The organism is Amylibacter marinus, assembly GCF_030160015.1.
In the GTDB taxonomy this organism is placed as follows: domain Bacteria; phylum Pseudomonadota; class Alphaproteobacteria; order Rhodobacterales; family Rhodobacteraceae; genus Amylibacter; species Amylibacter marinus.
This window is the reverse complement of record NZ_BSNN01000004.1, coordinates 333,977-354,522: the sequence shown is the minus strand read 5'-3', so window position 1 is coordinate 354,522 and position 20,546 is coordinate 333,977. Positions and strand designations below refer to the sequence as shown.

Below are 20,546 nucleotides of genomic sequence, written 5' to 3'. Positions count from 1 at the left end.
TTTACATATGCGACTCTTTTGCGTTAATTACAGACATCTAGTTCGGGAGACACTGATGCTCTCAGGACCGAAGGAGCAACCGCCTCGGAAACTCTCAGGTAAAAGGACCGAACAGATTTAAGAACTCTGGAGAGAAGCGTTTGATCGCTCGCCGAAGGGATAATGATCTCAGGCATCCGAACAGAGGGGGCACCAAGCAAGGCAAATGCCTTGGCAATCGGTGCTGATTTTCAGCCAACAACAGGAACGTGAAATATGGCTGAACTATTACTTACGGCTCTTGCAGAACTGCATATGGAATCTGGCGCTAAAATGGTGCCATTTGCTGGCTATAACATGCCCGTGCAATACCCCCTTGGCGTGATGAAGGAACATACCCATTGCCGCGAACAGGCGGGATTGTTTGATGTATCGCATATGGGGCAGGTGATCTTGCGCGCAAAGTCTGGCAATACGGCAGATGCGGCGTTGGCGCTGGAACGGCTGGTGCCGATGGATATTGCAGGGCTTGGCGAAAACCGCCAACGCTATGCATTTTTCACCAACGAGCAAGGCGGAATTTTGGATGACCTGATGATCGCCAATTGTGGGGATCACCTGTTTTTGGTCGTGAATGCGGCCTGCAAGGCACAGGACATCGCGCATCTGCAAAATCACCTTGCTGAGACCTGTGATATCGAGGTGATCGAAGATCGCGCCCTGTTGGCCCTACAAGGCCCATCGGCCGAGGCCGTGCTGACGCGCTTGGCCCCTAGTGTTGCGGATATGCGGTTTATGGATGTGGCGCGGGTACAGCTGGCGGGTATCGAGGCTTGGGTTTCACGTTCGGGGTACACTGGCGAGGACGGATATGAAATTTCTGTACCCAATGATGTTGCGGGTGTCTTGGCGCGGGAATTATTGGCAGCACCAGAGGTAGAATTCATCGGTCTTGGGGCGCGCGACAGTCTGCGCCTAGAGGCAGGCCTATGCCTATATGGCAACGATATCACCACAGACACCACCCCCATCGCGGCAGGTTTAATCTGGGCAATCCAGAAAGTTCGTCGCACAGATGGCGAGCGGGCTGGTGGCTTTCTTGGGGCTGATATCATTCTAGACGAATTGGTCAATGGATCGGCGCAAAAACGTGTAGGCATACGCCCCAGTGGCCGCGCCCCAATGCGCGCAGGCACGCGGTTATTTGCAGACAAACAAGGTGCAACCCCCATTGGACAAATAACATCAGGCGGTTTTGGCCCGACAGTGCAGGGGCCCGTGGCCATGGGATATGTTGGTGCCGATTTCAAGGACTTGGGCCGCGAAATCTATGCCGAGGTACGGGGTAAATACCTGCCTGCCGAGGTGGCAAAGATGCCCTTTACCCCCGCAAATTTCAAACGATAGCAAGGAGAGAATCAAATGAAATTTACAGAAGAACATGAATGGCTAACGCTGGATGGTGACGAAGTGACCGTTGGCATTACAGAACATGCAGCCGAGGCGCTGGGCGACTTGGTGTTTGTCGAATTGCCCGAGGTGGGCGGCGCTGTGGCCAAGGGTGATGACGCCGTGGTGATCGAAAGCGTGAAGGCCGCATCGGATGTTCTGATCCCTCTAGACGGCGAAATCACCGCCGTGAACGATGCGTTGGATGAAAACCCCGCATTGGTAAACGAGGATCCGCTGGGTGCTGCGTGGATGTTTAAAATGAAATTGGCAAATCCATCGGATTACAACGATCTGCTGGACGAAGATGCTTACAAGGCCTTGATCGGCTAAACAGGGGGCTTTGATGACCTACAAAATTACTGATTACCAACCGTATGATTTTGCTAACCGGCGCCATATTGGCCCATCGCCAGCAGAAGCCGAGGAAATGCTACAGGTCGTCAAAGCCGCCAGTTTGGATGCGCTGATTGATGAAACAGTGCCCCAAGATATTCGCCAGTCCGAACCCCTGGCGCCGGCCGAGGGTCTGTCGGAGGGCGAATTACTAAGCTATATGCGCAGTGTTGGAAAAATGAATACGGTCATTCCTTCGCTGATTGGGCAGGGGTATCACGATACATTTACCCCCCCCGCTATTCAGCGAAACATTCTGGAAAATCCAGCGTGGTATACCGCCTATACCCCCTACCAGCCAGAAATATCCCAAGGTCGCCTAGAGGCATTGCTGAACTTTCAAACCATGGTGATTGATCTTACGGGGCTAGAGGTTGCCAATGCATCGCTTTTAGATGAGGCCACCGCCGCCGCCGAGGCAATGACCATGGCGCAACGCATTTCCAAAACCAAAGCGGGGGCTTTTTTCATTGATGAGAATTGCCACCCGCAATCCATTGATGTGATGCGCACACGCGCCAAACCATTGGGGATCGAGCTGATCATCGGTGATCCGGATACGCTGGATGCAGATGCGGTGTTTGGGGCGATTTTCCAATACCCCGGCACCCATGGTGACGTGCGCGATTTCACAGATCATATCGCGCGCCTGCACAATACCCGTGCGGTCGGGGTGATTGCGGCGGATTTGCTATCGCTAACACTGTTGCGCGAACCGGGGGCGATGGATGCGGATATCTGCATCGGCTCTTCACAACGTTTTGGTGTGCCCTTGGGTTATGGCGGCCCACATGCCGCATTCATGGCCACACGAGATAAATTCAAACGCTCGATGCCCGGTCGGATTGTGGGGGTATCTGTCGATTCCAATGGCAACACCGCCTATCGATTGGCCCTACAAACCCGCGAACAACATATCCGTCGCGAGAAGGCCACGTCCAATGTCTGTACCGCGCAGGCATTGTTGGCGGTGATGGCGTCTATGTACGGTGTGTTTCACGGCCCCGATGGCCTAAAGGCGATTGCACAGCGCATTCACCTACATGCCGCCACATTGGCAGAGGGGATTGAAAGCATTGGCTTTGATGTAGAAGCCTCTGAATTCTTTGATACATTCACTGTTGATGTAGGTGGGCTTCAGTCTGTTGTGATGAAATCTGCGCTGAACGAAGGTGTGAACCTACGCAAGGTCGGCAACAGCAAAATCGGCGTAGCGCTGGATGAAATGACCACCATGGAAACGCTGGGCAAGGTTTGGCGTGCCTTTGGGATCAAGGATGCTGATTTCCCTGAAATGGCTGGCTATCGCCTGCCCAGTGGTATGGCGCGTCAAAGCGAGTACATGACGCATCCGATTTTCCATATGAACCGCTCCGAGGCCGAGATGACCCGCTATATGCGTCGACTTGCGGATCGGGACTTGGCGCTGGATCGCGCGATGATCCCGCTGGGGTCTTGTACCATGAAGCTAAATGCTGCGGCAGAAATGATGCCCGTAACATGGAAGGGGTTTTCAAATATTCATCCCTTCGCACCCAAGGATCAGGCCAAGGGCTATCAATTCTTGATTGATGACCTATCTGCAAAGCTGTGCGAGATCACAGGGTATGCGGCGATTTCGATGCAGCCAAATTCTGGTGCACAGGGAGAATATGCGGGGCTGTTGACCATTGCATCCTATCACCAATCGCGCGGTGATGCGCATCGCAACATTTGCCTAATCCCCACATCCGCCCATGGTACCAATCCTGCCAGTGCGCAGATGGTTGGATACAAGGTGGTGGCGGTGGCCACATCTGAAAACGGCGATATTGATGTGGCTGATTTTCGTGCTAAGGCCGAGGCGCATTCAGACAATTTGGCAGCTTGTATGATCACCTACCCGTCCACACATGGCGTGTTCGAGGAATCCGTGCGCGAGATTTGCCAGATTACCCATGATCATGGCGGTCAGGTCTATATGGATGGGGCCAATATGAACGCAATGGTTGGTCTGGCCAAGCCTGGCGAGATCGGGTCGGATGTATCGCACCTGAACCTGCACAAAACCTTCTGCATTCCCCATGGGGGTGGTGGGCCGGGTATGGGCCCGATTGGTGTTGGCGCGCATTTGGTGGATCATCTGCCGGGGCATAGCCAGTCTGATACGGGTGGTGCGGTTTCTGCCGCGCCCTTTGGCTCTCCCAGCCTATTGCCGATTTCATGGGCCTATTGCTTGATGATGGGGGCCGAGGGTCTGACCCGTGCGACCAAATTTGCCATCCTAAACGCCAACTATATCGCACAGCGCCTAGAGGGCGCCTATGATATCCTGTACAAAGGCCCCAATGGGCGTGTTGCGCACGAATGCATTTTGGACACGCGTCCCTTGGCCGATATTGGCGTCAGCGTTGATGATATTGCCAAGCGTTTGGTCGATTGCGGTTTTCATGCGCCGACCATGTCTTTCCCTGTGGCGGGCACATTGATGATCGAGCCTACGGAATCAGAACCCAAGGCAGAGCTGGACCGGTTCTGCGATGCCATGCTGGCAATCCGCGCCGAGGCTCAGGATATTGCCGATGGCAAATACCCACAAGACAATAACCCACTGGTCAATGCGCCTCATACCATGCGCGATTTGGTGGGGGAATGGGATCGCCCCTATACGCGCGAGCAGGGGTGCTTCCCTCCGGGATCATTCCGCGTGGATAAATACTGGGCGCCGGTTAATCGCGTGGACAATGCCTTTGGTGATCGTAACTTGATCTGTTCTTGCCCGCCGATGTCTGATTACCTAGATGGTACAGAGTAGATGCATGGGCTGAGAAATCAGCCCATGACGATCAAGTCTTTCACACCATCCACAACGAATTGCACCGAAAGGGCCGCAAGCAACAGGCCCATTAGGCGGGTGATAACATTGATTCCGGTCTTGCCCAGCATGCGCTCGGCAGCACCGGCCATCATGAAGAACAAATAGGTTAAAATCAGTACCGTGACCATTGCGGCCATCACAATCAGGGTTGCGTTGAATTCGGTGCTGGTTTCCCCAGATAATAGAATAACCGCCGCCATTGATCCTGGACCTGCGATCAGGGGGGTGGCCAGAGGGAACACGGATGGGTCATCGCGCTCTTCGTCTTCGGATTGTTCCTCGCGCCGCTGGCTGCGTTTGTTAAACAGCATCTCAACGGCCGTTAGGAACAACAGCAAGCCCCCCGAAATTCTAAAGGCAGGCATGCCGATTCCGATGAAGGATAGAACCTTCTCGCCGGCCATGGCAAACACCGCCAACAAAATCGCGCTGATCACACAGGCCCTAAGGCCAATACCGTTGCGTTTTCTGGTAAAACCTTGGGTCACCGAAATATACATGGGCAGCAGGCCCAAGGGATCGATGATCAAAAACAATGTGACGAAAGATGTGATATAGAATTCAAGCATTATGACTCCCTATAGATGTCACACGCCTATAAATCAGTTCTGGGCCTGTGGATACCAATATTTTGGCTCTGGATTGTCGCGCTCTATGCGGATGAAATTATTGGCAAAAACCCGCATGAACTGGCTGGTCTTGCCATCTGGCCATTTTATCTGAACCCGCGCGCGTGGCGCAACACCCAGCCCAAAATGTACGAACCCAATCTGCCCAGATGCATGCCCACCGCCTATTTGCACCGTATGGGTCTGGGTTAGGTTACCAGTTTTCACGACTATTTTGGCCCCCACGGCCTGTGGGTTTATGGCACCATTATCCAGCTCTATGGCTAGAAAATTGCCCATGGGCGCATGGCCATCCGCACTTTCTACGCCCAAGTTGCGGAACAGGCTGGCTGGGGCGTCCCGGTTAACCACCAGCAGATCTAGCATGCCATCGGCATTAAAATCGGTCACAACAGCGCCGCGCCCGCGTCGATCTAGGGCAATACCAGCCTGTGCTCCCTGTTCGGAGAATTGCCCCCGCCAATCGCCCAACAGCAGGTTATCGGGGTCAAATTTGGCGAAATCTGGCATGGCCTCTACGTTGCCTTTGGCGATGAACAGATCGCTACGGGCATCATTGTTGAAATCAGCGAAATGCGTATGCCACCCCGTCGACGGCACAACCTCGCCGCCCGTATAGGGGCGATGCGCGGTGGTGCCGCGATCAAATGCGATATCTCTGTACCGCGGTTGGTCACCGTCACGTTCCGCGTCCAAAGATTGCAACATGGTATCCCCCATGGACGAGAGCGCATATTCAGGTTTGCCATCGCCGGTTAGGTCTGTTTGGGCGATACCCATGCCCCAGATCACTAGCTTTTGCCACCCATCGCGATTGGTAAACAGGCGCGGCGCCCCGCCACCACTTAGTGACCACATCTGTTCTTGGCCGCCGCGGTGGTATTGGCGGTCATTGGTGATGCGCAGATCAAATGCACCGCGATTGTTCCAATCTGTGAACATGGTAGACAGGCTGCAATATCCAGGTGACAGGGGGGTGCTGGCGCTGAAATCTGCGGCATCGGATTGCGGGCGGATCAATTGGTTGTCGGCGCAAGTGCCCCATGGTGATCCCGCTGCATCTCGGTCAATGTAATTGCCAAAGGCCAATGTGGGAAATTGTGCGCCGGCTTCCCAGATGGCGGAAAACCCTGTGGTCCAATCGCGGCCACCGTCTAGGGCGAAATGCTTGTTAGCGGTTTCGAACCTACACCCCCCCAGCCCACGTAGAGCAATATTTTCGCCCAGCCGTAGGGCAATCAGATCCATATGTTCATCATTGTCCAGATTGATCGGATAGGCACCGGTAACATCTGTAAGGGTGGGTATTTCCCCCGCGACAAAGGCCAATGCGCCGCCCGTAGTGGAGTGATTGATATACAGCTTTGCGCTGTTTTGCCCGCCTGCCAGAAACAGATCAGGCAGGCGATCGTCATTGCAATCAAAGCTGGCCGCACCACCCCCGACAAAAAACTCGAAACCACCTGTATAGTGGTGATCAATTCCGGCCTCTATCGCCTGTTCTTGGTAAAGGGGCACATCGCCCGTAAATGGGGTATCGGCAGCGGCTGTTGTAGCGATCAGCGCCGCGCTGGCTAGGGCCGTTTTAGACATGGATTGCATCAGTCCACCTCTGAAATTCTAAGGGTTTTTAGATAGGCGATGATCTCTTGCTGATTGGATTTACTGGCGGCGATATAGGCATCGCGGCTGGCACGGGCATCGCCGCCGTGGGCACGGATAATTTCATCCAGCGTGGTTAGATCATTGCGGTGGCCATAGGGGGCGGTGGATCCCACGCCCCATAACTCGGCGGTCATAAATGTATCGCGTCCCACGAAGCGCTGGGAGAATAACTCGTTACCCAGCGTGGCAACCTCGGCATCAGTCATTTTGTGGCGCTTTAGATCACCAAATAGCGGCACCATCACTTGCCCCTGAGCATTGCGCACCAAGTTCTGTGCCCATGGCAATTGCGCCAGATCAATCTGCATGGGATCGGCGGTCTCGCTGGCGCGTAGGGTGCCCGCACCATCAAAGGGGCTGGGGTCTGTGAAAATCATACTGTTCAGCGGTAGGGCCATTTTGTGGCATGTGGCACAGCCAAAGGCGGTGAAGTTGGTCTGCCCTTTGGCGGCGGCGGATTGCCATTGCGGGCTATCAGGTGCCCAAATCCGAGGCGCGGGCAGGGTGGCCTGCCATGCTACAAGCGCAGAAATATCCCCACCACTTAGCTCGTCGTTGATACCATCTTCGTCGAAATCGGCCTCGCCTGTCCAGCGCGCCCCGAAACGTTCGCTGGCCTGCATGCCGTGGTGGTGGTTCATGGCGTTTATGCTGAACTGGCGCAGGGATTCCACCACGCCCTTTTGGGTGAATGGGCGTACAACCAAATCTGCATCGACACCAGATATATCGCCCAGATCAACAATCCCAGAGGGATGCGCCGTAAGGGTGCCAAAGGATATGCCCTTGGATGTTAGTGTGGTTACTATTGGGGCGTTGGATGCGCGTGCCTGCGACAGAGCATCGCGTCGCAACTCTATCAAATCAAAGGATATTTCGCGTGCTAGTAATTCTATCAACCCCGCGCCAAACAGATGATTGGTGCCGCGTTCGTTAGAAAACTCTGGGTCTGTGGTATCGAAATCGTGGTTGTTAAACCCTTCGGATACGAAAACATTCATGGTGAAATCACCGGCACCACCCAGCACGGGCTGGTTATGACAGGACGCGCATGAGTTCGCATCCGGCCCAGAGGTGCGTGCAAAGGCACTGCGTAGCGGGCGCTTGGTCTTGGTGGGCAGAATAGCCTGTGTGGCACGGGGCCGCCCCGCGCCATCAAGGGTGGTAAAGGGGGCTGCAAAAAGGGCCTCGCCTAGATCCAAGAGGCGATCCAGTTGGTCGCCGGATTGCAGGCCAGCAGGCGGGCTGTCAAATACTCCCAATGCATGGGTTTTCTCGGCCCATGGGGTGTCCTCGGCCCAGCCAACGATGGGGGTTAGTGCCGCAAGCAGTGCGGCGGCAACCAGCCTCATTTCACATCAGCTTGCATAAAGCTACGGGTGGCAACGTAATCGCGATCAAATTCGCGCAGCGTCACGGAAACATTGCTGTCAAACGACATCTCGGAATCCTCTGTATGTAGCCGAATGGCAGGTTCTTGGCCCAGCCGCACCAGAAAACTCTGATGAAGTTGTTGTTCTAGGCCCTCTTGGATCAGGTCAAAAAATTCTAGCCCCTTGCCTACAATTGTAAGCGGCATGGGGCCTAGCACGTTGAACATGCGAGATAGGCACATGCCAAGGGCAATGCCTGCCTGACGGAATGCATAGATGGTTTTGCGATCGCCCTTGCGTGCGGATGCGGCCAGATTTCGCATTTGTTCCAGCGGGATGAACTTGGCGGGGATCACATCGGATGGCGCATCAAATGCTGTGCGCAAAATACCATAAAACCCAGCATAGCTTTCTAGGCATCCCTGTGCGCCACACCGGCACAGCGGGCCATCGGGGCTGTTAGGCATATGGCCAAACGATGGCGAGGACAGGCCAATCTCGCCGCGCGCATCCATGGTGGCAATACCCAGACTGATGCTATCAGCCAAGGATAGAACCGCCAACTGATCACCGGGGCTGATGACATTGGCGGCATCGGCGGCGGCCATAACGTTGTGCGAAATAAAGCTGATATCGCTGGTCAGCCTAACCTCATGTGGCCAAGTGCTCTTTAGCAAGGTCTGAAAATCAATGCTGTGATCGCCGAAAATAGGTGACCAAACAAGGGTGCGCAGGGCTTCGATCACCTCGCCTTTGGTGGTGATAGACACCACCTGGATATCATCAGGCGTAAGGCCAGAGCGCGAGACAAATTCTAGTAGGGTACGTTTGAATTCAGTACAGAATTTATCTATGTCATTGTGCAGTGTGGTGCGGTCAATGATTTGGCGGTCAATCATGGCGCTACGATAATCAACCAGCGAATATTCGATATGCTCTGCGGTGATGCGCACCATAACGAAGTATGCGAATCCAGCCTTTGGGCCGAATAGAATTCGGGGGCGGCCGCGGCCGCTGGCGGGGGCCTGTTCTAGCTTTTCTAGGGCGCCGTCTTCAAGCAACTCATTGGTGATTGCAGATATAGTACCCGAAGCCAGTCCCGTTTTACTGGCAATAACTGTATGGGCGGATGGGCCAAATTCTCTTATACATTTCAATACCATGCCCCGATTATAGTGGCGTAGACCTTCGGTAGTGATTGTGGCATTGTAAAAGGACAATTTGCTGGCTTTCTGCTTTTTGCGGGTTTGATCTCTGGGCCCTTTATCGCGCTTTTTCAGACCTCTGGCAATATTTTTCTCACGACATGAGTTGACGTGGAAAGGGAATCGTGTTTATTTTTCTCGACTGCCAAGAAAAATATTTGGTTGTTACATATAAAGTCACAAGACTTGTTTAAAGGTTCATGGGAGGACTAGATGAAAACATTTCTAAAAGCGGCATTGGTCGCATCTGTAGCGGTATCTGCATTGGCAGCAACTGCGCAGGCCGAGGGCAAAAAGATCGGCGTATCATGGTCAAATTTCCAAGAGGAGCGCTGGAAAACTGATGAGGCCGCAATGAAGGCCGCAATCGAGGCAAATGGCGATACATATATTTCTGCAGATGCGCAGGCCTCGGCCGCCAAGCAGCTGACCGACATCGAAGCATTGATCGCGCAGGGTGCCGATGCCTTGGTGGTCCTATCGGTTGACAGTGGCGCCATTGGTACCGCGGTAGACAAGGCCGCCGCCGAGGGTATTCCCGTGGTCGGATATGATCGACTGATAGAGGATGATCGCGCGTTCTATCTGACATTTGATAACAAAGAAGTTGGCCGCGTAATCGCCCGCTCGATCCTAGAGGTTCAGCCCACTGGCAATTATGCTATCATCAAGGGTGACCCAGGTGATCCAAACGCCTTATTCCTGCTAGAGGGCATGATGGATGTGATCGGCGATGATGTCGCCGCAGGTAAAATCAAAATCGTTGGCGAGGCATTTACCGATGGTTGGAAGCCTGACAACGCCCAGAAAAACATGGAACAAATCCTAACCGCAAATAACAACAACGTTGATGCGGTTTTATCTGAAAATGATGGCATGGCGGGTGGTGTTATTGCCGCATTGGCCGCACAGGGCATGAATATCCCTGTATCTGGCCAAGATGGCGACCACGCGGCGCTGAACCGTGTTGCACGCGGTACACAGAATACATCTGTTTGGAAAGACGCCCGCGAATTGGGCAAGGCCGCAGGCGCAATTGCCGCAATGCTGGCCGATGGTAAAGATATGGGTGCAATCCCGGATGCCGTTAAATGGTCAGGTGGCGCCAAAGGTGTAGAGATGAACGCAATCTTCTTAGCCCCAACACCGATCAACAAGGATAACATCAGTGTTGTTATTGATGCAGGTCACATTGCCAAAGACAAGGTCTGTGACGGCGCAATTGACGGCGTAAACGGCTGTTAACACGCAGGGCCGCATCCAGTGGGTGCGGCCCAATTCTACACTTGACGAATTGCCCATGCCAATATCCGCGGAGCTACTGCAAAAATGAAAAACACAACGCAACTTGCCGAAAAGGTCGAGGGCGAACCGATCTGGACGCGCTTCCTTAGGGCTACAGAAATTGATGCGCGCCTCTTGGGGATGATCGCGGCCCTTGCCCTGATATGGGTTGGGTTCCATCTGTACGGTGTTATCATCAATGATTTCGGCGCCTTCCTAACACCGAGAAACCTGTGGAACCTGTCTGTTCAGACCGCCTCAATTGGGGTGATGGCAACGGGGATGGTTCTGGTGATCGTGACCCGGCATATCGATCTGTCTGTTGGATCAATATTGGGTATTACCGGCATGTGCATGGCGATCATGCAGGTGCGTATCCTGCCCGAAATATTCGGGCTGGGGCATCCGATGATTTGGATCATTTCAATTATTACTGGGCTGATTATCGGCACGGTTATTGGGGCAATTCATGGATATCTGATCGCCTATCACGGCATTCCTGCCTTTATTGTGACGCTTGGTGGTTTGCTGGTGTGGCGCGGGGTGGCATTTCTGCTGACGCGCGGCGAAACCATTTCGCCGGTGGACACAACATTTGCGAAACTGGGCGGTGGGCCATACGGGGCCATTGGTGCGGGTGCCAGTTGGGCGATTGGCCTATTGGGCTGTGCCGCCGTGTTTTGGTTTATGATACAGGGGCGGCGCACGCGGGCCCGATTTGATTTCCCACAGCGCCCGATATGGGCCGAGGGTTTTGTCGCGGCGGTTTCATGCGCCTCTATTCTGGGGCTGGTGATGCTGGTGAATGCCTATCCGTGGCCCAAGGGCATCGTGAAAAAATACGTTGCCGAGAATAACATCGACACACCTATCAACGAGATATTCATCAGCCACGGGTTTGCCATCCCTGTTCTAATCCTCATCGCGGTAGGGGTTGGTATGACATTCCTAACAACACGCACGCGATTTGGGCGCTATGTGTTTGCCATCGGTGGTAATCCAGATGCGGCAGAGCTGGCGGGGATTAACACGCGCTGGGTAACGGTCAAAATCTTTGCGCTGATGGGGGCGTTGTGCTCCTTGTCTGCGGTGATTGCCAGTGCGCGTTTGGGTTCTGCCTCGGCACAGCTGGGACAGTTGGATGAGTTGTATGTAATCGCCGCTGCGGTGATTGGGGGCACATCTTTTGCTGGTGGGATTGGCACGATCTACGGTGCCATATTAGGCGCCGTGGTTATGCAAAGCCTGCAAACGGGAATGGTGCTGATCGGCTTTGATGCTGCCATGCAACAGATCGTTGTGGGCTCGGTTTTGGTTTTCGCGGTTTGGGTTGATACATTGTATCGCCGCCGGGCGAAATAAGGAGAGAAATAATGGATAAGAAAACGACTCCTTTAATCGAAGCAAAGGATATCTCGATCGCCTTTGGTGGGATCAAGGCCGTGGATCATGCAGATGTTGATTTGTTCCCCGGCGAAGTGGTGGCGATTTTGGGTCACAATGGTGCGGGTAAATCAACGCTGATTAAAATTCTGTCTGGTGCGTACAAGCGCGACAGCGGGCAAATTCTAGTCAATGGCGAGGTGGCAGATATCGCCAATCCACGCGATGCCAAGAAATACGGCATTGAAACCATATATCAAACCCTTGCGGTTGCCGATAATGTGGATGCGGCGGCGAACCTGTATTTGGGGCGCGAAATTCTAACAACCTATGGCACATTGGATGATACCGCGATGGAGGCCGAGGCGCGTCGCGTAATGGGCCGCCTGAACCCCAACTTTCAGCGATTCAAAGAACCGGTGGCCAAACTATCGGGCGGGCAACGCCAGTCGGTGGCCATTGCGCGGGCCATTCTGTTCAATGCGAAAATATTGATCATGGATGAGCCAACCGCGGCGCTGGGCCCACAAGAGACAGAGCAGGTGGGAGAGCTGATCCAACAGCTAAAGAGCGATGGTATCGGGATTTTCCTGATCAGCCACGATATTCACGATGTGTTTGATCTGGCAGACCGTGTTGCGGTGATGAAAAACGGCAAGATGGTTGGCTATGCCAAGACCAAAGATGTGACCAAAGACGAGGTCTTGGGGATGATTATTCTGGGTAAATGCCCCCCTGGGGCCACCCCTGGGCCAGGGGCCAGTGATAGCTAAGAATTTGGGCGCTTCTAGCGCCCTTTTTTATACCTGAAAAAACCGCAAAGAGGTGGTTTGGCTATAGGGGTGCGCGGGGCTATGGATCATGCTGGGAAAGCGGGGGGTATTCAGGGCGTTGGGGAAATGCTGAGGCTCTAGGCAGATCGCCCCATAGGGTACAAATGGCGTGCCCAACCCCCCCGCAGAATAGACCTGAAGCCCGCATTGATCCGTATCCAAATGCATCCCATAGTGCGGCCCCATTAGCGTGGCCGCGTGATTGCCATTGTGATCAAGGATAAAATTATGATCAATATCAAGTGGCTGAGGCCCCAAGCAACGAGCATTTGTGAAATCAAATTCTGGCGGAACCTGAATTTGGTGACCCGTGGGGATTTTTGCATTATCTACCGGCGTATAGCGATGCGCATTCAGCCAGAGCTGGGTCTCTGCTAGATTGGGTGCTAGGGTATAATAATTATGTTGTGCGAGGTTAATCGGGGTGGGCGCGCTTGGCATTCCTTGTAGCCGATAGGTTATGCTATCTGGGCCTAGATCAACTTGAACCATAAAGTCTACATCACAGGGAAAGCCCTCTTCGCCGTCCGGCGAGTGATACTTTAACAGCAGGCTATCACCCGCTATTTCCATTTCCCAATGGCGCCTGCCCAGACCAACATGCCCCCCATGCAGGCAATTGGTGCCATCGTTAGCCTGTAGTTGATAGCTCTGCCCATTCAGCGCAAAGCGCGCATTGGCGATGCGATTGGCAACGCGCCCTGCAATGGCGCCCAGATAGTAGGGATCTGTTTCGTAAGCCGAGGCGTTATCATAGCCCAGTATCATCGGATGATCGCGGTAGGATAGGGCCTTGGTAATTGCACCATAGCTTAGAATCTGGGCGCGGGTATCACCAGAGTGTAAAATGGCAGACCAAACCGGCCTGCCATCAAATTCAGCAATTTTTGAAATGGATATCATAAATCAGACAAACCGATTGACGAGGTTCTCCAGATATTCTTGGCGGCCAGATCGTGGTTCTGGGTTGATGTCATTGCTGCGTACATGTTGTTCTATCGAGGTTAGATCCATTTTGCCGGCCAGCATATCGCGTGCCTGCGTATCGTTCCAGCCCGCATAGCGCTGTTGCACGGCATTTTCCAGCGTTGCATCCTCTATCATCGCCGCGGCGGCCTTGAACCCGCGCGCACAGATATCCATGCCGCCTATATGGGCCATCAGCAGATCATCCGCATCCAGCGATTGGCGGCGCAGCTTAGCATCGAAATTGGTGCCACCGCTGGTGAACCCGCCGCCGCGTAGGATGTGGTAGTAGGCCAATGCGACCTCGGGCACGTTATTGGGGAACTGGTCCGTATCCCAGCCGGATTGGTAATCATTGCGGTTCATGTCAATCGATCCAAAAACCCCCAGCGCCTGCGCCAATGCGATCTCGTGCTCAAAGCTGTGCCCAGCCAAAATCGCATGGCCCTGTTCTAGGTTCATGGTGACCTCGCCCTCTAGGCCGTATTTCTGCAAGAACCCATAGACCGTGGCCACATCGAAATCATACTGATGTTTGCTGGGTTCTTGGGGTTTTGGCTCTACCATGATCATGCCCTTGAACCCAATTTTGTGCTTGTACTCGACCACCATGTTCAGCATCCGCCCCATCTGATCCATTTCGCGCTTCAGATCGGTATTCAGCAGGGTCTCATATCCTTCGCGCCCACCCCATAGAACATAGTTTTCGCCGCTAAGGCGGTGGGTCGCATCCATGCATGTTTTGATGGTGGCGGCAGAAAAGGCAAAGACATCAGGATCAGGATTGGTAGAGGCCCCCGACATAAAGCGGCGGTGCGAGAACAGGTTGGCCGTGCCCCACAACAGCTTTACGCCCGTTTGTTCCATTTTGCCCGCAAAAACATCTGTGATTTCTTCTAGGTTGCGGGTGTTCTCGGCAAAATTTGCGCCCTCGGGGCGCACATCCGCATCATGGAAACAGAAATACGGTGCGCCAAGCGTGGTGAACATATCAAAAGCCACATCTGCTTTTAGCTTTGCGCCCTGCATCGGATCAGAAATCCGATCTGGAAACCAAGGCCGGTCAAAGGTTTGACCCCCGAAAGGATCGCCCCCGGGCCATGCGAAATTGTGCCAATAGGCCACCGCAAAGCGCAGGTGCTCGGCCATGGTTTTTCCCATGATCACCTCGCTTGGGTTATAGTGGCTAAAGGCCAATGGGTCTGTGTTATTTGGCCCTTTGTAGGGGATTTGGTCGGTGCTGAAAAAAGAGGTGCTCATCACAGTTCCTTTATAGATGGATAGAGTTTGGCAAAGCGCTGATAGCCTGTGTCATAGGCAGAGATCAGCGCGTCAGTCGGCTTGATTGTTTCTTGAATTTTGGGCCGCGCTAGCGCGGATTTGATATCTGCCCCATCTGCTAGCATCGCTAGGCGCGCCGCCCCTAATGCGCCGCCAAACCCACCCTTGTCTGGCAAGACCAAATCTAGGTTTAAAATGGTGGCGATGCTGTTGAGCCAAAAGGCGGACTTGGTGCCGCCACCGATTGCCAACAGCTGTTCTAGGTCTGCGCCTGTCTTGCGCAGGGCGTTCAAACAGTCGCGCAGGGCATAGCCCACGCCCTCCATCACTGCTTGGGTCATATCCGCAGGTGTCGAATGCGCCCGCAGGCCGATAAATGCACCGCCAATATCTGCATCATTGTGTGGGGTGCGCTCGCCAGAAAGATAGGGCAAAAAGGTTATATGCGAAGGCCCAGATATATCGCGCACCACCAGTTCCGCCAGCTGTTCTGGGGTGCTGTTAAGGGTACGGGCTAACCAGTTCATGCTGTCGGTTGCAGATAGGATTACACCCATTTGATACCACCGATCTGGTATCGCGTGGCAAAATGTATGCACCGCTGTGGCGGCATCGGGCGCATAGGAATCGCGTGCCGCCAGTAACACCCCAGAGGTGCCCAGTGAGACAAAGCCTTGGCCCTGAGAAACTGTGCCGGTTCCACAGGCCGCCACTGCATTATCCGCACCCCCCGCAACCACCTGTACCGTGGGGGAAAGCCCGTATTCAGCACAGATTTGCGGCAGAGGCGTGCCAATCACATCACAGCCCTCGACCAGATCAGGCATCTGATCTAGGCGCATGTTTCCGGCCGCTAATAGGGCCTTTGACCAGCGCCTTGCACCTACATCTAGCCAGCTGGTGCCAGCGGCATCGGACATATCGGTGACATAGCGTCCCGTTAGGTGGAATGATAAATAATCTTTTGGTAACAGCACCTTGTGAACCATTGCAAACAAATCAGGCTCGTTATCCTGCATCCAGCGCAATTTTGGCGCGGTAAAGCCGGGGAAGGTTATGTTGCCTGAAATATCGCGCTGGCCCTGCATCCTATCCAGCTCTGCGGCCTGTTGTGCGCTGCGCGTGTCATTCCACAGAATACAGGGTCGCAGAGGGGTGCCCGTATCGTCAAGGCAGACCGCCCCATGCATCTGTCCAGAAAACGATAGCCCGCGTAGGGCGGCGAATTCCGCCGCGTGGTCTATGCGCAGGTTTTTCAATACCTGTGATAGCGCATCCACCCAAACCTTGGGATCCTGTTCTGACCAGCCCGCATGGGGCTGTTGCACGCCATAGTGCGCCGATGCCTCGCCCACAGGGGTGCCGTCGTGCGAAACCAACAAGCCCTTTAGGCCCGAGGTTCCCAAATCTAAACCTAAGTACATTTTATCCTCCGCGACGTATTGATCACAGAAAATCTGTGATCAATCAATCTTTTTCTCTGGTCGTGAGAATAAAATATTTAGGGCATGCTAACTTTCAGAAGACTTGGCCCAAATATTGATGTCTTCATCTGTTGCTATCTCATCAATCGCGGCCAGATCTGCCGCAGTGAATTCAAGGTTCTGAAGCGCGCCAACACAGTCTGTTACCTGAGAGGGTCTGGATGCGCCGATCAGCGCCGTAGTGATACCACCATCGCGCAGCACCCAGGCTAGCGCCATCTGCGCCAAGCTTTGCCCGCGCTGGGCGGCGATATCATTCAGCGCGCTGATCTTGGCAATAGCCGCCTCTGTCAGCCATTGCTCGCCCAGAGATTTGCCCTGTGCGGCGCGGCTGTCCTTTGATACACCTCCTAGGTACTTGTTGGTCAGCATACCCTGAGCCAGCGGCGTAAACGCGATAGATCCAACGCCCAGCTCTGTGAGCGTATCCTTTAATCCATCGCGCTCGATCCAGCGATTAATCATGTTATAGCTGGGTTGATGGATCACACAGGGGGTGCCCAAACGTTCCAAAATGGCCACTGCCTCGCGTGTGCGCTCGGAATTATAAGAGGAAATCCCCGCATATAGCGCGCGTCCAGAGCGCACGATGTGATCTAGCGCGCCCATGGTTTCCTCTAGTGGCGTATTGGGATCAAAGCGGTGCGAATAGAAGATATCCACATAATCCACGCCCAGCCGCTTCAGAGATTGATCGCAAGACGAGATCATATATTTTCGGCTGCCCCATTCGCCGTATGGCCCCGGCCACATTAGATACCCCGCCTTGGATGAAATAATTAGTTCATCGCGCAGACCTGCGAATTCTGTTTTCAAAAGCGCGCCAAAGCTTTGCTCGGCGCTGCCTGCGGGGGGGCCGTAATTATTGGCCAGATCAAAATGGGTGATGCCCAGATCAAAGGCGGTGGTGCATATATCGCGCTTGGTTTGGTGTGGGGTATCATCACCAAAGTTATGCCAAAGCCCCAAGGAAATCGCCGGAAGTTTCAACCCCGACGCACCACATCGGTTATAGATCATTGTGTCATATCTGCTGGGATTGGGTTGATAGCTCATGTGGTGCTCCACTGTTTTTCGCAAAGACTATGCCTCGGATCAACCAAACGCAATACCAATGCCCTGTGCAAGCGACGCCACGAAGCATTTGACCAACTGCACCGCGCCCAGCATATTCAGGCCCATGTTATTAAAACAAAGGGATCGATATATGAACCTACCTGTAATCAGCGGAACTGGTGTATTCACGCCAAAGGAGTCGATTGGAAATGATGAATTGGTTGCAGCGTTTGATGCCTATGTGGATTTGCACAATGCACAGAACGCACAAGAGATAACAGACGGAACCCAAGAGCGGTTGGAATATTCTAGCGCCGAATTTATCACCAAGGCCTCTGGGATTGAGAGCCGCTATGTGATGAACAAATCGGGTATTCTCGATCCTAAAATCATGCGCCCACAGTTGCGCCAACGCACTGACAGCGAGCCCTCGATCATGGCCGAAATGGCATTGGATGCCGCGCAAAAGGCGCTGGCGCAGGCTGGTGTGGATGCCTCTGCTATCGATGTTGTGATTGTGGCGGCCTCTAATCACGAGCGCGCCTATCCTGCGGTGGCAGTAGAGGTGCAGGCGCTATTAGGTACTGGCGGGTTTGCCTTTGATATGAATGTGGCCTGTAGTTCGGCCACCTTTGGGATCCAGGCCGCGTCAGATATGATAAAATCTGGTAGCGTTCAGCGTGCCTTGGTGGTGAATCCAGAAATCTGTTCGGCGCATTTGGAATGGCGGGATCGCGATTGCCACTTTATTTTTGGCGATGTGTGCACTGCCACAGTTTTAGAAGCCAAAGACAGCGCTAGGGATGGGCATTTCGATATTTTGTCGACGCGCTGCGCAACACAGTTTTCAAACAATATCCGCAACAACGATGGGTTTTTGCGCCGCACAAGGCCCGACAACATGAAAGACCGCCGTGATATGCAATTTATGCAAAATGGCCGCAAGGTTTTTAAGGAGGTTCTACCCATGGTCAGCGCCCATATGCTGGGGCATCTTAATGAGGAGCAGATAGCCCCGGATAGTCTGTCGCGCATGTGGTTGCACCAAGCCAACAAGAGCATGAATGATTTTATTGGCCGCAAGGTGATGGGCCGCACACCAACACCAGAAGAGCAGCCAAACATATTACAGGACTACGCAAACACCTCTTCTGCCGGATCGATTATCGCATTTTCCAAATACTCGGATGATCTACAGGCCGGGGATATTGGAATCATCTGTTCCTTTGGCGCGGGATATTCTGTTGGCAGCGTCTTGCTGCGCCGTGCCTAGAATCGGGCGGTAAATTGGTGTTTTTTGTCACTGTTTTCGGCGAAAACAGCTGCTCGAGCGCGGTTCTGGCGAAACTTTCTTGTTGAGACTGAGGAAACCCATTAACCTAATCTCAAATTTAGTCGCACCAGAACCCATTCAAAGGAGACGTTTCCATGCGTTTTAAAAATATTGCTACTTCCACCACATGTGCCGCATTTTTGGCCGCATCTATGATCACCTATGCCCCCGTTGCACATGCAGGTGATGTAGGCGTTGGTGATATTACCAAGGGTATTAAATTCTTCAAAAAGAAGAAAAAGAAGAAATGCCTAAATGATGCACCACTGGGCAAAGGTAAGGTTGCAGAGCTGTCCAAGGAATGCGCCAAGGCGAAAAAAGAAGGCGAAGGCCTGAGCGACGCGGTCACCGAAGAAGGCAAATAAGAACAGATTCTACACAATAGGCCGCTGTTAAATGCGGCCTATTTTTTTGCCTGATGCACCGGCCTGTTGGGCCAGAACACAGAGAAAATCATGCGCAACCGTGGCTGCGGCGATTGCGGTGATTTCTGCGTGGTCATAGGCGGGGGATACCTCGACCACATCCATACCAATCAAGTCTAGATCACCCAAGCCGCGAATGAATTCCAAGGCCTGCCAGCTGTTTAGGCCCCCCATTACGGGCGTCCCTGTTCCCGGTGCAAATGCAGGATCTAGCCCATCAATATCAAAGGACAGGTAAACCGGCGCATCGCCTGCACGGGCTTTGATAACATCCAAGGCCGCATCAATGCCATGCCGGTGCACCCAAGGTGCGGTCAGGATTTCAAACCCTGCATCGGTGTCATTATAGGTACGCAGGCCGATTTGCGTGGATTTTCCGGTGTCGATTATGCCTTCGTGTGCGGCGCGGGCAAACATTGTGCCATGGTCAGTGGCGGTGCCGTCATCCGCCCATGTGTCGCAGTGGGCATCAAATTGGATCAGGGCGATGGGCCCGTGTTTATCCGCATGGGCACGCAACAGCGGATAGGTGATGAAATGGTCCCCGCCGAAGGTCAGCATTTTTGTGTCCGTTTGCAGGATGCCCTTGGCGTGGTTCTCGATGGTCTGTGCAACGGTTTCTGGGTGATGAGGGTCAATGTGGCAATCGCCAAAATCAACGATGCTCAATTGCTCGTATAGATTAAATCCAAAAGGAAAGGCATCAAGCTCGGCCAATTGCGTAGAGGCGGCGCGGATCGCCCGTGGGCCCAAACGACACCCCGATCTATTGGTCACCGCACAGTCATAGGGCACACCGCTAACCGCCACATCAACCCCTACCAGATCGCGGCTATATCGGCGGCGCAAAAAGCTAAGCGCGCCGCCATAGGTCATCTCGTGCCAGTTGCCCATATTGCTGTCGGAACGAAAGGCGAAATCGCCCTTGGGATTGGTCATCATTATCTC

Annotated in this window: 17 protein-coding genes and 1 riboswitch; of the genes, 8 read left to right on the top strand and 9 right to left on the bottom strand. The window is 53.6% G+C overall.

From position 1 onward, the window contains the following. The first annotated feature begins 33 nt into the window (after positions 1-33). Positions 34-120, top strand: a riboswitch (glycine riboswitch). Between the two features lie 135 nt (positions 121-255). Genes gcvT through gcvP form a run of 3 tightly spaced genes read left to right on the top strand, consistent with a single transcriptional unit; the run spans position 256 to position 4,618 of the window. Continuing rightward, entirely contained in the window at positions 256-1,386 is a 1,131-nt protein-coding gene (gcvT, locus tag QQL62_RS08940) for a glycine cleavage system aminomethyltransferase GcvT (RefSeq protein WP_284377977.1), read from the top strand. 15 nt (positions 1,387-1,401) lie between these two features. Continuing rightward, positions 1,402-1,761 carry a glycine cleavage system protein GcvH gene (gcvH, locus tag QQL62_RS08935; RefSeq protein ID WP_284377974.1) on the top strand — a complete coding sequence of 120 codons (360 nt, stop codon included), beginning with the start codon at positions 1,402-1,404 and terminating at the stop codon, positions 1,759-1,761. A 13-nt stretch (positions 1,762-1,774) separates the two neighbouring features. Continuing rightward, a complete protein-coding gene (gene gcvP / locus QQL62_RS08930) occupies positions 1,775-4,618 on the top strand; it encodes an aminomethyl-transferring glycine dehydrogenase (protein ID WP_284377972.1) in 2,844 nt (947 codons plus the stop codon). 17 nt (positions 4,619-4,635) lie between these two features. Here the strand turns inward: gcvP and QQL62_RS08925 are convergent, their stop codons facing one another. The 4 genes from QQL62_RS08925 to QQL62_RS08910 are packed head-to-tail and all read right to left on the bottom strand — an operon-like array spanning position 4,636 to position 9,505. Then, positions 4,636-5,250, bottom strand: coding sequence for a MarC family protein (locus QQL62_RS08925; RefSeq protein WP_284377970.1), 615 nt, complete (start codon positions 5,248-5,250; stop codon positions 4,636-4,638). A gap of 33 nt (positions 5,251-5,283) precedes the next feature. Further along, positions 5,284-6,912 (bottom strand): CRTAC1 family protein, encoded by a 1,629-nt coding sequence (locus tag QQL62_RS08920; RefSeq protein WP_284377968.1) that lies wholly within the window; start codon positions 6,910-6,912, stop codon positions 5,284-5,286. Next, entirely contained in the window at positions 6,912-8,327 is a 1,416-nt protein-coding gene (locus QQL62_RS08915; RefSeq protein WP_284377966.1) for a di-heme oxidoredictase family protein, read from the bottom strand. The genes QQL62_RS08920 and QQL62_RS08915 overlap by 1 nt, the downstream gene beginning before the upstream one ends. Next, positions 8,324-9,505, bottom strand: a complete 1,182-nt coding sequence (locus tag QQL62_RS08910; RefSeq protein ID WP_284377964.1) for an ROK family protein — start codon at positions 9,503-9,505, stop codon at positions 8,324-8,326. The genes QQL62_RS08915 and QQL62_RS08910 overlap by 4 nt, the downstream gene beginning before the upstream one ends. A 261-nt stretch (positions 9,506-9,766) precedes the next feature. Here QQL62_RS08910 and QQL62_RS08905 point away from each other — a divergent pair, with 261 nt between their 5' ends. From QQL62_RS08905 to QQL62_RS08895, 3 genes are all read left to right on the top strand, one after another. Then, positions 9,767-10,798 (top strand): substrate-binding domain-containing protein, encoded by a 1,032-nt coding sequence (locus tag QQL62_RS08905; RefSeq protein ID WP_284377961.1) that lies wholly within the window; start codon positions 9,767-9,769, stop codon positions 10,796-10,798. A gap of 84 nt (positions 10,799-10,882) precedes the next feature. Next, positions 10,883-12,199, top strand: coding sequence for a sugar ABC transporter permease (locus QQL62_RS08900; protein ID WP_284377960.1), 1,317 nt, complete (start codon positions 10,883-10,885; stop codon positions 12,197-12,199). An 11-nt stretch (positions 12,200-12,210) separates the two neighbouring features. After that, the gene (locus QQL62_RS08895) at positions 12,211-12,993 is read left to right on the top strand and encodes an ATP-binding cassette domain-containing protein (RefSeq protein WP_284377958.1); all 783 of its coding nucleotides are present in this window, start codon (positions 12,211-12,213) and stop codon (positions 12,991-12,993) included. Positions 12,994-13,020: 27 nt separating this feature from the next. Here QQL62_RS08895 and QQL62_RS08890 read toward each other — a convergent pair whose 3' ends face one another. From QQL62_RS08890 to mgrA, 4 genes are all read right to left on the bottom strand, one after another. After that, positions 13,021-13,956, bottom strand: a complete 936-nt coding sequence (locus QQL62_RS08890) for an aldose epimerase family protein (protein WP_284377955.1) — start codon at positions 13,954-13,956, stop codon at positions 13,021-13,023. Positions 13,957-13,959: 3 nt separating this feature from the next. Beyond that, positions 13,960-15,279: a xylose isomerase gene (xylA, locus tag QQL62_RS08885; protein ID WP_284377953.1), complete on the bottom strand. Its 1,320-nt coding sequence runs from the start codon at positions 15,277-15,279 to the stop codon at positions 13,960-13,962. Next, positions 15,279-16,724, bottom strand: a complete 1,446-nt coding sequence (xylB, locus tag QQL62_RS08880) for a xylulokinase (RefSeq protein ID WP_284377951.1) — start codon at positions 16,722-16,724, stop codon at positions 15,279-15,281. The genes xylA and xylB overlap by 1 nt, the downstream gene beginning before the upstream one ends. Before the next feature lie 87 nt (positions 16,725-16,811). Continuing rightward, entirely contained in the window at positions 16,812-17,840 is a 1,029-nt protein-coding gene (gene mgrA, locus QQL62_RS08875) for an L-glyceraldehyde 3-phosphate reductase (protein ID WP_284377948.1), read from the bottom strand. Between the two features lie 151 nt (positions 17,841-17,991). Between mgrA and QQL62_RS08870 the strand changes: the two genes are divergently transcribed. Further along, positions 17,992-19,113: a beta-ketoacyl-ACP synthase III gene (locus QQL62_RS08870; RefSeq protein WP_284377946.1), complete on the top strand. Its 1,122-nt coding sequence runs from the start codon at positions 17,992-17,994 to the stop codon at positions 19,111-19,113. Between the two features lie 155 nt (positions 19,114-19,268). Then, on the top strand, positions 19,269-19,538 hold the full coding sequence (locus tag QQL62_RS08865; protein ID WP_284377944.1) for a hypothetical protein: 270 nt from the start codon (positions 19,269-19,271) through the stop codon (positions 19,536-19,538). Between the two features lie 27 nt (positions 19,539-19,565). On the opposite strand, the gene speB is transcribed toward QQL62_RS08865, so the two are convergent. Beyond that, the gene (gene speB, locus QQL62_RS08860; RefSeq protein WP_284377942.1) at positions 19,566-20,537 is read right to left on the bottom strand and encodes an agmatinase; all 972 of its coding nucleotides are present in this window, start codon (positions 20,535-20,537) and stop codon (positions 19,566-19,568) included. Positions 20,538-20,546 lie beyond the last annotated feature (9 nt).